We start from the raw sequence: 16915 nt of genomic DNA on the forward strand, positions 1-16915 counted from the left end.
TTTGGTGAAATTGACCAATGACCAGTACTGTCAGCAATCGTGGTCACAGTATTACCCAAAGCATTGGTAATGGTCACTGTTGAGCCTGCTTCTGCTGTCCCACTTAAGCCTGCTGCATTATTTGTATCAACTGTTGGTGCATTCGGTGCTGTAAGATCAGCAAGACCTGTTGATACTGGCACACTCACATTTCCTGCTGCATCGGTTGCAGTTACGGTACCTTCAGTGCCATCTGCAATTGGATTTGGAGTGATTGACCAATGGCCTGCACTATCTGCAACCGTGGTCACCGTGTTACCCAAAGCATTGGTAATGGTCACTGTTGAGCCTGCTTCCGCTGTTCCTGCTAAACCTGCCGCATTGTTTTCAGTGACAATCGGTGTATTTGGTGCAATGGTATCTGCGATTCCAGTAGAAATTTCTGCACTGCTATTTCCTGCAGCATTCGTTGCCGTTACAACGCCTTCTGTACCATCTGTAAGAGGATTTGGAGAGATTGACCAATGACCTGCACTATCCGCAATCGTAGTCACAGTATGCCCCAAAGCATCTGTAACCGTGATGATTGAACCGGCTTCGGCTGTTCCGCTTAAGCCTGTTGCATTGTTTTCAGTTACAGTTGGAACATTAGGGACAACATTAGATGGTTTATTTGAATCTGTACTATAATTGCTATCATTGCCACTATTTACAGCAGCCGCAACACCTGCGACTCCAGCAACACCTGCGCCAATCAGCCATGGCAAACCAATCGCCATAGCTGAGTCATGATATAAAAGTGGATCAACTTCATCTATGACTTGATAATAAATCTTTTGATCCAAAGCTTGAATATCATCAAGATGCTGAATCCATAATAATTTTCCATCATCTTCTTTAAATACCAAGCTATTATCTAATGTATTATCACTATTATAATAATCATGGATCGTGAGAATTGACCCATCCTGAAAATATAAAATTAAATCATTTCCATTTTTTTCAATTTTACTTAATTCTTTAACAGAACAGTTCACCAGAACAACTGCATTTTCTTTTAGTTCATATTCTGCTTTAACCCCAGAATCCAATTCAGTATGGGAAGATTTAGAAATAATATTGACTTGGTACATAATAAAAGCACACTTTATTGTTAAAGTTTGATTGTACTTTTAATAAGTAAAGCTATAAAAAGGCTAAAAAAACCATAATAAAAACCTCTACCAGTATTCTTTTTTATTTATAAAAAACAATTAATTAAAATTTTTTTAATTTAATAATGATCATTTTTAAATATTAGTTTTTTAATCATTTTTTATATAATAACATTATGTGAATATTCAAAAATCAATACACACAAAAAATATTAAATATAATTACAACCATCCTAGTAAGCTTTTATCTTAGAATGAAAAAATATAAATCACTTAAAACTTTTTAAAATTTTCTGTTAATAAACTCACAAAATATTTATTTTATTGGTCTAAATTCATATTTTCTTCATATTTTGACTAAATTATACTTATTCATCTTCCGAAAAAAGCTAAATAATTGAATATTCAATTATTTAAATAAACTTATGTATAACTCATAAAGCTCTTTCAAAAGTCAAAAATGACCATTTCTGCGCCATAAAACAATAGCAAAAGACTCTTCTTAGACTTCATCTTGCATTGTAAAAATGAATACTTTTATCGTATTTAGAGAGATAATCAGGGTGGATAAAGATTTTTTATATAATAAATTATCACGAACTGAGAGAACACATTCCTTCCCCTTAAAAAAGGTGAAGGAACAGCTTGTGAGTAAATATGGCTCAAAACTGACTTATGCAAGAAATCTAATCTAAAGTCTCTACTATTTCAAAACCTCAGCATCAACTCATTGATCAATTGGCTTCTTCTTGATTGGTCACACGTAAAACTTCTTCTAATGTGGTTTTCCCAGCTAAAACTTTTCTCAAACCATCATCACGTATAGCACCTGCGTATTGGCGAGCGTATGTTTCCAACTCATATTCAGCAGCATTGCCATGAATCAAACGGCGCATGGCTTCATCTACAGGTACAATTTCATAAATCGCTGTACGTCCTGTAAATCCAAGATGAGAACAATGATCACAGCCATTTGGTACAGGTATTTTTAAGCTTATTTCATTTGAAACAGGTTTAAAGACATCTTTTTCAAAATCATCAGCATCACGCCAAGTCACACAGTTTTGGCATAGTGTTCTTACCAAACGCTGAGCCACCACACCGATCAATGAACTGGATAATAAAAATGGCTCAATCCCCATATCTTTTAAACGGGTAACCGCACCAATGGCGGTATTGGTGTGCAGCGTTGAAAGTACCAAATGCCCTGTCAATGATGCTTGCACAGCAATTTCAGCCGTTTCCAGATCTCGAATCTCACCAACCATGACCACATCTGGATCTTGACGTAGCATGGCTTTTAAAGCACGCGCAAATGTCATATCCACTTTGGTATTGACCTGTGTCTGTCCAATCCCTTCGAGTTGATATTCAATCGGATCTTCGGCAGTGAGAATATTTTTAGAGCCATCATTTAAATCAGAAAGTGCTGCATAGAGTGTCGTGGTTTTACCCGAACCAGTGGGTCCCGTAACCAAGATAATGCCATGCGGACGATGTACCAATTGTGTCAAGCGTTCATAATCACTTGGCATCAACCCCAAATGGGTCATATTTAAACGCCCAGCTTGTTTATCAAGCAAACGCATCACCACTCGCTCACCATGCGAACTTGGCAATGTCGATACACGGACATCCACTTCACGGCCTGCTAAACGTAGTGAAATACGTCCATCTTGGGGAACTCGTTTTTCTGCAATATCCAGTTTTGCCATGACTTTGATACGTGACACCAAAAGTGGTGCGAGTTCGCGACGTGGCTGTACGATTTCACGCAACTGACCATCAACACGTAGACGCACTGATAGCTTTTTTTCAAAAGCTTCAATATGAATATCTGATGCCCCAACTCGAATCGCCTCAGAAAGCAAAGCATTGATCAACCGTACAATCGGTGCATCATCTTCCTGATCCATCAAATCTTCAGTTTCAGGCACTTGATCAGCCAAACTTAACAAATCAGGATGGTCTTCAAGACCTGCTGCCACTTGTTGTGATTCGCCAGTTTCCCCAACATAACTCGAACTCAATAGATGATCAAATTCGGTATCTGTACAAATTTGATGCTGTGCAGCTCGTCCAAGATAACGTCGTGCTTCTTGAATTGCGATTTGTGCGGTATCCTGTTTTCTGACAATAAAAACTTGATCACCTTCGTAACGTAAAAGCACTCCATGCCGTTTCGCAAAACTATAGGGTATTTGTAATTGTTTAAGTACTTGCATTACAACTTATAATGATGATTAAAATTACTTCGAGTGTACTCTATGCTTATGACAGCGTGAAGTCTGTTTTTTGACTGATTAGAGGAATTTAAGGGTTGTCGAAAAAAACTGAACATTTAGAACCTGAGCTACCTGACCTAAAATGGTGGGGTGAGCAAAAATTTGAATTAAACCAGTCCAAAGCTTGGCAATTTGGTTCCTTGCTTTGCAGATTGACTCGCGGTCTACAAGAATGGCGCTTAGAGTATTATCGACCTCATATGCAATATGACTATGAGCAACAATGGAATGCGATCGAGGATGTGCATTTTGCCTTTCCTCAGCCAGTCCATGTTGAACGATATATGTTCAGAGAAACCCACAATACCTTTCAGCTCATGCCTCGCTTGGCTGATCGTTCAGTGGTGATTAAACCTGTCGATCCGATTTATATTCCTGCAGGACAGCGTGGTACCCTGTTTATCAGTACTCCGCTTTGGATTTCAGGTTTTGTGCAAAGTCAAAAAGAGCCCTTGTTTGATCTTCCTGTGATTTTGCCTAAAGATACATGGTTTGGACCTGATAAAAGAAATGGCGAACTGTGTTATGCAACCTCAGTCGATGGTCGTACCGAATTAAATCTATTACGTCCACGTGCATTTCGAGCAGTCACCCCCATTGATTTTCATAATGTCAGTAGCCATCAACTGCGTTTCGATAAAATGAATATCCCAGTGCCAGCCCTGCCCTTATTTTTCAGTGAAAGCACAGGTCGGCTTTGGACCTCACAAATCAAAGTGATTCATGAAGGGTCAGATCGTCCACCTCGTATACGGATTGAAAATAGAACGCCACCGTTAGCAGGTGAAGTTGAATATGTTCATCCTCCGAGAGATCCAGGCGGTATGTTATTTAACATGTTTGATTCATTCTTTTAAGGAGGCAATATGGTCGACAGCAATATCACCAAAGATATTACCAATAGCCTCAAAGGGATATTTACCAATTTCAATACTGATCGAATCAGTGAAATCGTCATTGCGCTTGCACTGTGTTTGTTTGGATTTGTTTTAGCACGAATTATTTCAAATACCTTTATCCGCACCATCGGCTCAAGACTTAATGCACATCAACGCTTGGTCTGGCGACGCGGTATTTTCTATTTTATTTTTATCTTATTTGCCGTTGCCAGTTTAAAAGAAGCAGGATTTAAACTCAGTGTATTTTTGGGTGCGGCAGGGATCTTGACGGTGGCATTGGGTTTTGCCTCTCAAACTTCGGCAACCAACTTGATCAGTGGTCTATTTTTGATTGGCGAAGGTTCATTTGAAGTCGGTGATACCATTCAACTCACGCTCATTCGTGGACATACCATTGAAGGTGAAGTGATTTCGATTGATTTACTTTCCGTCAAATTGCTCACTTGGGATAATGTCTATGTCCGTCTGCCAAATGAACAACTGATCCGTGCGCCTGTGCACAACCTTTCCAAGTTTCCTATACGGCGTATTCCAATTACGATTTCTATCAATTTTCATGAAGATATCAACAAAGTTCGTGAAGTGCTAATGGACGTTGCCAATGACTATCCACTGGTTTTGGCTGATCCTAAACCTAGACTTAGTGTGACGGCTTTTGGTGAATCATCTATAGAACTGTTATTTGCACTTTGGTGTCGTCAAGAAAACTTTATGCAAGTGAAAGATGAAATGCATGAGTTAATTCGAGATCGCTTTGTCGACAATAAAATCGAAATTCCTGTACCAAAAATTGATTTTGTTGATCGCCCAATCACACCGCATAGCGCACTTGAAAATGATGAATTGGATAACTATGCCAATGCCAAAGAAATCAAACGTGAACCCAAGTTATAACCCATAACATTGGGTTTGGATGTTATTTACCTTTCAGCTTAATTCGAACAAGTGACGGCTTGGTTGAATTAAGCTTTTTTATTATCTTAGATTAGGGTAGAGATACAACATTACTCTTCCAAATCAGCTGACTTCACGTCTTAAACTGCTCATTAAGATTACTTATCAAGATCGTTCATCAAGCCGACTCATTTCACGTCTTATATGCTCTTAAAAATAATTCGAAAATAGCTCATTAAGATTACTTATCAAGATCGTTCATCAAGTTCAGGAATCGGTGCAATATATGCGATTACCAGCATTACCGTACCTGCACCCAAGAATGAAATCACGCGCATCAATGTTCCGATATGTGATAGATCTAACAAGACCAATTTCAAAGTCACAATCACTAAAATACTGCCACCCAAAATCCACATCGAACGGATCTGTCTTTTGCTGGCATAACTCATGGTGATCAAAGCCAAACTCACCCAAAGCAAGGTAAAACTTAGTTGAACTGTGGCATCTTGCCAAAGTTCTAAGGCATTGTACGGCGTCCCCAAATAAACATGTAAAGCACGCAACAAGATATAACTACTCAACCAAAGCAAACTTAGCACGATCAATACCGCAACAATGCCTCGGTCCAAACCTGTTTTTAACTGTAACGACAACATCCAAATAAAACTGGCTAAAATCGCGATACTGACCAGATCAAATGGATTGAGTATTGGCAATAAATAGCCTTGAAAAGCTTGTACTGTAAATAATTGCGAACACACAATCCAAATGAGCATCAAGGCCAAACTACTGCGTGCTTGCCAAAAACGATTCCAATCCTCATGCTCTTTTTGCCAAAAACACCACGCAGCAAATGCCAAAGGCAATATCACGACACTGATATAAGGCATACTTGGAATCAAGCACAAACTGGTCAAACTCAAGCTAGATAAAGCACCCAGACTCAAAGCTTCTTTTTCAAAGCGAATACTAGAAACAGGTCTAAGCCAAAATAAAAATAATAACAATCCTGAAACAGCAATCCCAATCTGCTCAAAAGTTGAAGTCCAAACAATCATCCCATTTTGACTATGATCCAAAACGATAATCAATGCCAAAACAAAAACAGGAATCACCCCAATCCATTTGGCAATAAACCACTGCCCGCCCGCTTTGCAAAACAACATGATTTCATTGAGGATCAATAATAGGATACTGATGGTCAGCATGGTCATGGCAAACTGATTTTCAGTTTTAAATTGATCTAACAACAAAACCAACAACATGCTTGAAGCTGCCAACATCAACAAAGCTTGGAAAATGGTGGTCATCGTACTCAGTTGTTTTTGAAATGCTGGACGACTATTGGAAAAGACCACAACAACATAATAACAAAGGCTTAATGTCCAAAACATCAAGCGTGGAAACTCATCCAACTGCACGTAGTAATAAAAACTCGATAACCCTGCGACAACCAATAAACCACTTGCTAGATAGCGACTAATCGTTGATTGGCGGATTAAGGCAAATACATAAATCAATGCCCCTTCCATTGCCCAGCCCATGACGCTCCATTGCTCAGGCAACAAAATCGGTGGAATTAAAGCAATAAAGATCAGCATCAAACTAAAGTAACTTTGCGAAATCAGCTGAATAGATTGGTTATTTTTAGCGAAATAATAAATCACTGCATAGAGCACAGCAAAAGCCAAACTAAATCCTGCTTGCCATGCACTTTCGTGGAAATAAATCAGATAAAGAAAAATATATCCAATGATCGGCGCACCGAAAATCAGGGCGATATCTAAGGCGGGTTTAAGTTTAAATTCTTCTACATCTTTTTTCGCAATCAGTTGACTAAATCTAAAGCTGAGCCAGACAAAAACCAGCGTATGTAAGACCACTAGTCCTGCAAGCTGAAGTCGTTCATGCATATAACCGTGTAGATAAACATAGCCTGCACTGATAAAAATACTCATCAAAAAAGCAATTTGATTGAGGATTTTCCAAGGTCGAAGCGTCGTTAAAATCGCAACAGCCAAATTGATCGCCAAATAATAAGCGACAAACTCCACTGAACTGGCACTTCGCACAGGCAAAGTAAATGGTGCAACATAAGCGATGAGCATTGCCATCATTGCAAGTTCAATGGTGTGCTGTTTCAAACTCATCCACAAAGTGATGAGCATAATGATGCCGAAACAGACACTGGCTAGAGCAAAACTGGCGATCACATGATTGTAATAAGCGAAAAATAAGGTCAAAAACAACCCAGCCAAGCCCAATCCTTCAAGCGCCAAAGCAAAGCTACGGTTTTTGTTAAACATCAACCAGCCGACAAGACTAATCGCAAAACTGATCCCAGCAACGATGAGTAATTTTAAAGCCAAGCTTAATTGCCAATGTTCGGTAGCAAAACGCAGCAATAAAATCAGCCCGATCACCAAAACGATAATGGCGACTTTGAGTACGGGATTGCCTTGGAAAATCCAGTGTTTTATCTGTTCTGCCAAACCTAAATTGTCTTGGTTATTTTCAGATAAGGACGTTTTAACTTGTGTTTTGTCTAGATGAGGAATAGGTTCATTTTCAAGATCAGGCACATGTTGTTGTATTTTTTTTAATTGGTATTCGATCAAACTCAGATAAACTTCCAGTCGTCTCAGCCACCTGAGAAAAAAGAAAATCCATGCCGTTAAACCCAGACCAATTAGCCAGCTCCATTGCATAGATATACCAATCACTGCAATGATAGAGGAGATATATAAAGGAACTTTGGAGGTCAATTGCACCCGAACATTGGCTTGACGAGACATATCGGGAATCGGCTTTTGCAATTGATCAACGTATTGCATAACAGACAATACAAATGCCAATCCACAAATATAGCTGATGATATGTTGATCATAAAACCAAGCAGCAACAGCAACAATCACCAAAATCATTAACCAAATGATTCGGATTTCATTTTGCCCTTTTTGCATTATTTACCATGACTCATTCCTTTAATATTTGCATGGTACAACAACTCAGCTGATTTAAATGCAGTATTTGACTGCTATTGGGTAACAGTTATTCGGTAACAGTCGGCTTTGCAATCTGTGAAAATCTTAAAAATCACGTACAATAAAACGGTTCATAAAATTAGGAAATGCAGAATGCCACCATTTGTCTTGGTTGATGGTTCATACTTTTTATTTCGTGCCTTTCATGCACTACCACCCTTAACCACATCAACTGGTCTGCATACCAATGCAGTTCGTGGTGCAATCAATGCCATTCAAAAATTGATGCGACGCATTCAGCCGACGCATATGGCTGTTATTTTTGATACGCCTGAACCTACTTTTCGCCACAAACTTTCGCCAATTTACAAAGGCGACCGTCCAAGCATGCCTGAAGAATTGGCTGAACAAATTCCATATTTACATGATTTGATTAAAGCTTTGGGTATCCCTTTACATGTGCTTCCTGGGGCGGAAGCTGATGATATTATCGGGACACTGGCAAAACGTGCCGAAGCTCAAGGTTATCAAGTCTTAATTTCCACTGGCGATAAAGACATGGCGCAGCTGGTTACAGATAAAGTCACTTTGGAAGATAGTTTTAAAGACAAACCTATGGATGTAAATGGTGTCTTTGAAAAATTTGGCGTTTGGCCAAATCAAATCATCGATTATCTCACCTTGATGGGTGATGCTTCAGACGGGATCAAAGGTGTACCAGGAGTTGGGGCAAAAACTGCGGCAAAACTTTTAACCGAATATGGCAATATTCCCAATATCTTAGCCAATGTCGACCAAATCAAAGGTAAAGTTGGGCAAAGCCTAAAAGATAATCAAGATGGCATCAAACTCGACCACCAACTTGCCAGCATTATCTGTGATCTTGATATGGGATTGGTCTATGATGATTTAAAATTGAGCCATCCAAATGTCGATGAATTGCGCCGTTTATATACTGAGCTTGAATTCCGTAGAGAATTACAATCATTGGATCACCCAAACAATCCGAACAATTCAAATTATCAACAAACCAGTAAAGCCATCAGCCAGTCTGAACAAGCGGTTGCAAAAGTAGAAACTGATAATCAAGCCACTATCAGCAGTGTGGATGATGTACTTGGCAAAGCCAATTATCATACAGTACTGACTCAAGACGCTTGGGAAAAGTTGTTTAAACGTCTCAGTACTGAAAAACGTTTTGCCATCGATACTGAAACGACAAGCCTTGATTATCGCCAAGCCCAAATGGTGGGTTTCTCAGTTGCTTTTGATGCCAATGATGCTTATTACGTTCCACTTGCGCATGATTATGAAGGTGCGCCAGAGCAACTGAATCGTGATGACATTATCCAACAAATCAAACCAATACTCGAAGATGCAAGCGTTGAAAAAATTGGACATCATTTAAAATATGATGCACATATTTTTGCAAACCATGGCATCGAGTTTAAAGGTTGGTATTTTGATACCATGTTGGCTTCTTATGTGCTCAATGCTGTCGCAACCCGTCATGGTATGGATGATGTAGCACGTTTATATCTCAGCCATTTGACCACAACTTTTGAACAAGTTGCAGGTAAAGGTGCTAAACAAAAAACCTTTAATCAGATCGAGTTAGAAACAGCAGCGCATTATGCAGCTGAAGATGCTCATGTGACCTATCGTCTCTATGAAGTTTTAGATCGTAAACTTAAAGAAATACCACCTTTGATTGATCTTTTACACAATATCGAAATGCCTGTTGCCCGTGTTTTGACGAGCATGGAAGAAAATGGCATTGAGCTCAATTTAGATTTTCTAGAACAACTCAGTGTTGATTTTGCCAATACCATTCAAAACCTTGAAAATGAAATCACTGAACTTGCAGGTGAAAGCTTCAATGTGGCTTCACCAAAACAAGTCGGTGAAGTTTTATTTGAAAAAATGGGCTTAAAAGGCGGTAAAAAAACTGCAACAGGTCAATACAGTACCAGTGAAAGCGTTTTAGAAAAAATTGATCATGCGATTGCAGGATTGATTATTGAATATCGTGGTTTGGCAAAACTGAAAAGTACCTATACTGAAGGTCTATCTAAACAAGCCAATACTGAAACACATCGTGTACACACCAGTTATCATCAGGCATTAACTGCGACAGGACGTTTATCGTCTACTGATCCAAACTTACAAAATATCCCTGTTCGTGAAGAAATTGGACGCCAAATCCGTAAAGCGTTTATTGCGCCTAAAGGACGTGTCTTACTGGCAGCCGATTATTCACAAATTGAACTGCGCTTAATGGCACATTTCTCTCAAGATGAAGCTTTAGTCAATGCCTTCCAACATGGACAAGACGTGCATCGCCGTACCGCTTCCGAAGTTTTGGGAATTGCACTAGAAGATGTCACCAGTGACCAACGTCGTCAAGCAAAAGCAGTCAACTTTGGTTTACTTTATGGTATGTCAGAATTTGGTTTGACACGTCAGCTTGGTTTTAGTCGTGAAGAATCTAGAGCCTATATTGGTAAATACTTCCAGCGTTATCCAGGTATTTTAGAATACATGGAATCTACCCGCCAAATCGCCCGTGAACAAGGCTTTGTCGAAACCATTTTAGCGCGTCGTCTCTATACTCCAGATATTTTGGCGAGCAATAAAATGATCAAGCAAGGAGCTGAACGTGCTGCGATCAATGCCCCGCTTCAAGGCAGTGCTGCGGAAATTATCAAATTGGCGATGATCGCTGTGGATAAAATATTACCAAAAGATCAAGCTAAACTGTTACTACAAGTGCATGATGAATTGGTGTTTGAAGTCGATGAAGCGATTGCTGATGAGCTTGCAACAAAGATCCAAACTACAATGCAAAATGTCATCGAAATTTCAGTTCCTTTAGTCGTTGAAGTCGGCAAAGGATTGAATTGGGATGAAGCACACTAAACTTTTTATATAAATCCAAAATAAAAAAAGCAGATCTTGAGGGATCTGCTTTTTTTTATGGGAAATTGCACATTTTAAAATGTGTTTAATGTCCGATGTAATATCTTAAATTATTCTAAATCTTCGTCTTCATCATCATATACATAGGTCATACAACCCCAACCATCATATTCACCACCGAATTGATGCGCGATTTTAGTGAACCATTCTTCTAAATCATTGATATCGGCATAGTCCAATTCCATATTGATATGAACACTTAAAATCCAAAAATTTGGATCAGTTTCTTCATCGAGATACATGGAAATTTTTTGTTCTTCAAGCAATAAATAGATTGCACATTTTTCAGCTTGATCTTGTTTTTCAAAAGCAATCGAATATTCAACCTCATGTGGTTCGGTCAAATCACTACCATCTTCTTGCATTTGCCACAGAATATCACCGTTATCATTATCAGGAAATTGCTCAAAATCACGTGTCATGGGTGTGTCCTTATTATGTATGGGTCAATGAATGAAAAATGAAGCATAAGAAAATCATTTGAAATAGATTAGCAGACTTTTGTGACAATTAAAGAGATCAAATAGTATGCAAATATGTATATAAATTATTAATTGAAGTTATACGGTAGTTATAAATCATATTTTTGTTATCAACCATATGTCGATACGCGCTAAGGTCATCCGCAACTGTTCGAGGCAGGACTCTATCAATTTAAGAATGTTTCTGCGAACAATTGAATCATTTGACGCAAGTGAACGAGTTTTGCGCTGAGGAAAGTACTCCTCAAGGTGGTTTTCTTGCGCAGTACACTGCTCATTTTCCCGAAAGAAAAGTAGGTCCAGCGGAAGGCTAATCTCTAAATTTAAACTTTAGATAGAAGACCCCGTTGTAACACTCAACATCTTAATCTTTAACTTAAAATCAAAAAGGTACTGTAGCTTCAATCTTGATACTTTCACCCGATAAAGGCTGAGTAAAAGCCAAAAGACTCGCATGTAAAGCCATACGATTTAATGGACTAAGCTTAGGATTTGGATGATATAACTTGTCGCCCGTGATCGGATGACCAATATATTGCATATGCACACGAAGTTGATGAGACCGTCCAGTAATCGGTGTTAAACACACCCGACTAATATCTTGATCGGTAGAATATTCAATTAATTTATATAATGTTTTTGCTGCTTTGCCTAGCTCAAAATGCACAATCTGACGCGGGCGATTTTCCCAATCGGTGATCAATGGAACGTCCACACTGCCTTGCTCTTCAAGTTGACCTTGCACCAACGCAATATAATTTTTTTCAACTGTGCGAGCTTGAAACATTTTGCTGACCGCAACTTCGGCATCACGATGTTTAGCAAACATCAAAATACCAGAAGTCGCCATATCTAAACGATGGGTAATTTTAGCATTTGCAAATTGCTCAACCACACGCAGATAGGCACTATCATGATGCTCTGGCAAACGTCCAGGTACTGATAGCAAACCCGCTGGCTTATCAATCACGACCAAATCATCATCTTCATATAAAATAACCAATGGATCCGTTGGTGGCTGATAGACAAAATCGTCTTGAATAGGCATGGTGATAGGAAACTTAAAAAATCAGTTTGGCAAAATAACAATGCCTTAGATCAGTGTCAATTTTTTAAAACTTAAATGATGGGAATATGTGATTTGAAATGATCATGTGAAAATGCTTTGAATTATTATTGGATTTTATTCTTTAAAATTTTTTAGGGTGTCAAGGGACAACATTTTGTTTTACTTCAACGATTAACACTTTGTAAGTTTTAACCTTTAGCCTATAAACTCTTGATCTATAGCGTCCTAAGCCGAATCGAGACCTTTTGGGCGAGTACTATACTGACTTTATAAGCAACGGATAGCATCTACTCTTTTCGATCCCCATCACACCCTTGAGATATATAATAATCAAATCGCTACGGGATTATTTCCCTAAGATCTAGGCTTTTTCCAAGTTTAAGAAAATTATTTTCATAGATTTATTATTTTTTGGGAATATTTTTCATTACACTAAAAATAATGCTGATTCATTGCATTTTTACAGATTAAATGGAAAATATTTCTTCTAGCCCTAAGGTTATTTGAGCAATATTCATAGTCGATTACACCGCTACAAACTGCATTAATTGGATCAAATTGCCACATGTATCATCTAAAACAGCGATTTTGACAGGTCCTGCCAAGGTGGGTTCTTGGGTAAATTGCACCCCTTGCGCTGATAATTTTTCATACTCCAGTTCGATATCCTCTACTTGAAAGGATGTCGCAGGAATGCCATCTGCTTTGATGGCTGCCTGATAAGTGTGTGCAGCAGGGTGTACATTGGGTTCAAGTAATAATTCTACACCTTCGACTTGCTCTGGTGAAACTAAAGTCAGCCAACGATACTCACCTGCGGGAATATCATGTTTGATCTGAAATCCTAATTTTTCGGTATAAAATTGCAATGCTCGTTCTTGATCATTTACAAAGAGACTGGTCACATATATTTTCATATTATTGATGCTCTATAAGCTTGAGAAAACTTTTCTCGTGAAAGATCTAACATTTTTTATAACATGGAAAGAAAGATATCGTGTTGGTCTAAAGCGATGAATCTGTATTTTTAGTTTTTGTCTTTTACTTTTTGTCTTTTACTATTCTAAATTTTTATAATTTTTCTTTTTCTTTTTCTTATATTCAATCTTAAAAAATCTTTTGGGTGGTAGGAAAAACAACTGTTTTACTTCAACTATCAAAACTTTGTAAGTTTCAATCTTATAGCCTATAAACTTTTAATCTATAGCGTCCTAAGCCGAATCAAGACCTTTTGGGTATGTACTACACTCACGTTGTACGCAACTGGCAGCAAGCTACTCTTTTCGATCCCTTTCACCCTTGAAATAAATATTAGCGAATATCCTTCGGGATTATTTCCCTAAGATTTGCTGATTTTCAGCGATTTCAGGATTTTTTTTCGCCAGACTTGATCAAAACAGGATTTTTTCCCGCATGCATGAAAATTACGATTATTTATTGCATTAAATATGACTTTATAGAGATTTTTTATGCTTCGACTACTCCACAAAATCTAATTCATCAAAATCTTTGATTTGTGATAAATAAATCGGAGCGATCTGAATGTTTGTCCATTGTTCTTTAAATTTTGGCTCTGCTTCATCATCTTTAACGATATTGGTACGTAGCAACTTTTTACCCGTCAATAAATTTACGCTGATTTCACTTTCAATATAAGGTCCATGATTGTTGGATTGTTCATAGCCAATCAGTCTGAGATCTGTATTTTCAAGTCTAAAATTATAATCCCAATAGCCATATCGGCCATGCCCATAATGGACATGCAATCGATTTTTTTCGACAGTGACCCAAAGTTCTGGGGCAAAATATACTCCACCGTCTTCATTTTCTGAGGAGAAGCAACTGAGATTTTTCAGGATCTGTTTATATTTTCCATTTTCATTGAGCAATACGATGATGCCACGGCGATTACGATCCAATTGCCCCCGATCTTCATGATTTATAATGGCTTTAGGATCAGTCGCTTTAACGATTAGAACCAAGTCTTTTTGACCATCTTTGTTGAGATCACCTTCTATCGCTTCGAATAAGTCATATTTTGCAGGAATATATGCTTTGTATTTGATCTTGTCTTTTTCTAGTTTGATTTGTTCTGCACTCGGTGCTTCGGCAAAAGTCGTTTGAGAAATAAAGCTTAGGCTAAGGATGACCGCAACTAATATTATTTTCATCAAAATCGTCCTTATTGGTTGAGAAAATATTTTCTAAGCAGATATGAAGCCACAAAACTCATCGCAATTGCTGTGGCACCAGCCATCATGTTGAGGATTACTTTCATTAGATTCGATAATGTTGAATTGTATATTTTCAAGTTCATTGAAAATGCAAGCGCACCTAAAGCTCCACCGATTGCCCCTCCAACCAAGACCAACAATAATGGCCATCCACACATCAGATAAACTTTTGTAGGATATTTATGTTTTCCGAACCAAGTTGTTTTTTTATCTAATGACATACGTTACTCTTTATAGTCTTTTATTTTTCATGTACATATTTAAATGTTGATTATAAATCAACCACCCCAAAAAACATTTTAAATCATATATTTTCACTAAACAATATGGTGCATTATAAAGTGTGTACCACATTTTCTTGCTTTCTCTTTCTAATCCATCTTACTGCTAAAAATATACAAATGATCACGGCAATCGCCACAACCACAGGCAGAGCTATAGCTAAAACAGAAAGTACAGCAGCACTGACCCATTCGGTGGTTGAAACTACAGGATTTGCCAAACCGCCCGTTGTTGCTGTAGATACCCCACGAGCAGCCACAGTACTCATTTGCACTGCACCTGCTGTACCGCCACCCACGATAATCGCCGCTGCCCAACTGGCAAATTGCGACATTTCACCACTGCTTACCGCCATCGTAGTCAATGTTCCAGCTATCATTGCAGCAGGAGTCGCAACAGTATCCAAAAGATTATCAACCCAAGGGATATAGTAAGCTGCGATTTCACATAGGGTTGCTACAGACAATGCGATACATACCGATGGTAGCGCAAGCCAATGAAAGCCTTTTGAAGGTTCAAATAGTCCTGTCACAGCACCGATGCTCATCACCAACAATGGAACAAACACCCGAAAACCACATGCAGCGCTTAAGCCAATTCCGATACACAAACCTATGATTGTTTCCATCGCGATCTTCCTTTTTGCTGATTAGTTTTTGTTATATGGATATATGTTAAGGATATGGATAATATTAAGGTAACAAAAAAGCCCTATGGGTGATAGGGCTTTTTTTAAAACAGAGAATAGCTGTTTTGTTTGTGCTGCTTAGGCATTCTTGTTGTTGAATTGATTGCCAAGGCATTTGGTACACGGTGGTAAACGATCAGTACCAATTTCTAAGTAGACGCGATGTCCACATTGGACGCAAAAATAGAAGCCTGTTCCGGGTTTTTGACCAGCAGTAACCATTTTTGTTCTCCATAGGTTTTAGAAATGGTAAACCTAGTATAACCCTATTGTGATGAATGTCTATTGGTCATTTCGCCAATTGATGATGGCATAATTGCAAGGAATGATTTCGAGGGGAAATTTTGGTACTTATACTGGTTTTATGATCCAGTTTTCGATTTATTAAATTATTTTGTCATTTTTACATGTTCAAAATATGCTGAATTGCTTTTCTTAAATACTCTAACTTCTAAGATTAATCATCGAGTGGCATTCCATCTTCCCCAAATTCAATACCTCGCTCTTTCAATTTTTCACATGCAGCATGATGAACTACACCTCGTTTATTCATTTTGGGTTCTAACAATCTTCGTAATGTCATCTCGCTAACATTGGCATGATTGACCACTTCTATACGAACACCCCAAAATCTATCGTTTGCAAAGCGGTCGAGTATCTCTGCATCTGCATCAGGATTCATGGCGGCTGTGGCTCGAATCGCTTGATTGGGATCTGTTAAAAAAGGTTCGAGTTCGGCTGTGTTGGCTGCACCACATGCAGCGATATAGCGACGTTCTTCTTCGGCTTTTTGTTCAGGGGATTTTTTGGGCACGGGTGCTCCTTTTATATTTTTGTCTTGTACTTTGTTCTATTGGCATTAACTGATCTGCATTTGGAAATTTCATATCAATATAAATCCTCCCCAACCCTCCTTTAAAAAGGAGGGCGTTTCCCCCTCTTTATTTAAGACGGGTTAGGTGTGGTTTTAAAAGCTGTTTAAT

At 38.4% G+C, this 16915-nt stretch carries 14 protein-coding genes; 3 read left to right on the top strand and 11 right to left on the bottom strand.

The window, feature by feature from the left end; translation table 11 throughout:
- Together F960_RS00420 and gspE are read right to left on the bottom strand one after the other, a co-directional pair.
- The coding region (locus F960_RS00420; RefSeq protein ID WP_004854688.1) for an Ig-like domain-containing protein at positions 1-1112 on the bottom strand (1112 nt) is incomplete at its 3' end.
- A gap of 755 nt (positions 1113-1867) precedes the next feature.
- On the bottom strand, positions 1868-3358 hold the full coding sequence (gene gspE, locus F960_RS00425; RefSeq protein ID WP_004854690.1) for a type II secretion system ATPase GspE: 1491 nt from the start codon (positions 3356-3358) through the stop codon (positions 1868-1870).
- Positions 3359-3453: 95 nt separating this feature from the next.
- Between gspE and F960_RS00430 the strand changes: the two genes are divergently transcribed.
- Both F960_RS00430 and F960_RS00435 read left to right on the top strand, forming a co-directional pair.
- Complete coding sequence (locus F960_RS00430; RefSeq protein WP_004854692.1) at positions 3454-4275, top strand: DUF432 domain-containing protein; 822 nt, start codon at positions 3454-3456, stop codon at positions 4273-4275.
- Positions 4276-4284: 9 nt separating this feature from the next.
- Complete coding sequence (locus tag F960_RS00435) at positions 4285-5211, top strand: mechanosensitive ion channel family protein (RefSeq protein WP_004854694.1); 927 nt, start codon at positions 4285-4287, stop codon at positions 5209-5211.
- Positions 5212-5459: 248 nt separating this feature from the next.
- Here F960_RS00435 and F960_RS00440 read toward each other — a convergent pair whose 3' ends face one another.
- On the bottom strand, positions 5460-8177 hold the full coding sequence (locus F960_RS00440; protein WP_004854696.1) for a DUF2339 domain-containing protein: 2718 nt from the start codon (positions 8175-8177) through the stop codon (positions 5460-5462).
- 174 nt (positions 8178-8351) lie between these two features.
- Here F960_RS00440 and polA point away from each other — a divergent pair, with 174 nt between their 5' ends.
- The gene (gene polA, locus F960_RS00445) at positions 8352-11117 is read left to right on the top strand and encodes a DNA polymerase I (protein WP_004854699.1); all 2766 of its coding nucleotides are present in this window, start codon (positions 8352-8354) and stop codon (positions 11115-11117) included.
- 110 nt (positions 11118-11227) lie between these two features.
- Here the strand turns inward: polA and F960_RS00450 are convergent, their stop codons facing one another.
- The 8 genes from F960_RS00450 to F960_RS00480 all read right to left on the bottom strand — a co-directional run bounded on the left by F960_RS00450 (position 11228) and on the right by F960_RS00480 (position 16746).
- A complete protein-coding gene (locus tag F960_RS00450) occupies positions 11228-11599 on the bottom strand; it encodes a ribonuclease E inhibitor RraB (protein ID WP_004854701.1) in 372 nt (123 codons plus the stop codon).
- Positions 11600-12041: 442 nt separating this feature from the next.
- Positions 12042-12707 (bottom strand): RluA family pseudouridine synthase, encoded by a 666-nt coding sequence (locus tag F960_RS00455; RefSeq protein WP_004854704.1) that lies wholly within the window; start codon positions 12705-12707, stop codon positions 12042-12044.
- Positions 12708-13252: 545 nt separating this feature from the next.
- Positions 13253-13645, bottom strand: coding sequence for a VOC family protein (locus F960_RS00460; RefSeq protein WP_004854706.1), 393 nt, complete (start codon positions 13643-13645; stop codon positions 13253-13255).
- A 561-nt stretch (positions 13646-14206) separates the two neighbouring features.
- Positions 14207-14899 carry a hypothetical protein gene (locus F960_RS00465; RefSeq protein ID WP_004854710.1) on the bottom strand — a complete coding sequence of 231 codons (693 nt, stop codon included), beginning with the start codon at positions 14897-14899 and terminating at the stop codon, positions 14207-14209.
- An 11-nt stretch (positions 14900-14910) separates the two neighbouring features.
- The gene (locus F960_RS00470; RefSeq protein WP_004854711.1) at positions 14911-15183 is read right to left on the bottom strand and encodes a hypothetical protein; all 273 of its coding nucleotides are present in this window, start codon (positions 15181-15183) and stop codon (positions 14911-14913) included.
- Between the two features lie 113 nt (positions 15184-15296).
- Complete coding sequence (locus F960_RS00475) at positions 15297-15872, bottom strand: DUF4126 domain-containing protein (RefSeq protein WP_004854715.1); 576 nt, start codon at positions 15870-15872, stop codon at positions 15297-15299.
- A gap of 138 nt (positions 15873-16010) precedes the next feature.
- Positions 16011-16154, bottom strand: a complete 144-nt coding sequence (locus F960_RS21705) for a zinc ribbon-containing protein (protein WP_004829882.1) — start codon at positions 16152-16154, stop codon at positions 16011-16013.
- Positions 16155-16389: 235 nt separating this feature from the next.
- Positions 16390-16746 (bottom strand): hypothetical protein, encoded by a 357-nt coding sequence (locus F960_RS00480; protein ID WP_004854717.1) that lies wholly within the window; start codon positions 16744-16746, stop codon positions 16390-16392.
- Positions 16747-16915 lie beyond the last annotated feature (169 nt).

Source organism: Acinetobacter gerneri DSM 14967 = CIP 107464 = MTCC 9824 (assembly GCF_000368565.1).
Lineage (GTDB): Bacteria > Pseudomonadota > Gammaproteobacteria > Pseudomonadales > Moraxellaceae > Acinetobacter > Acinetobacter gerneri.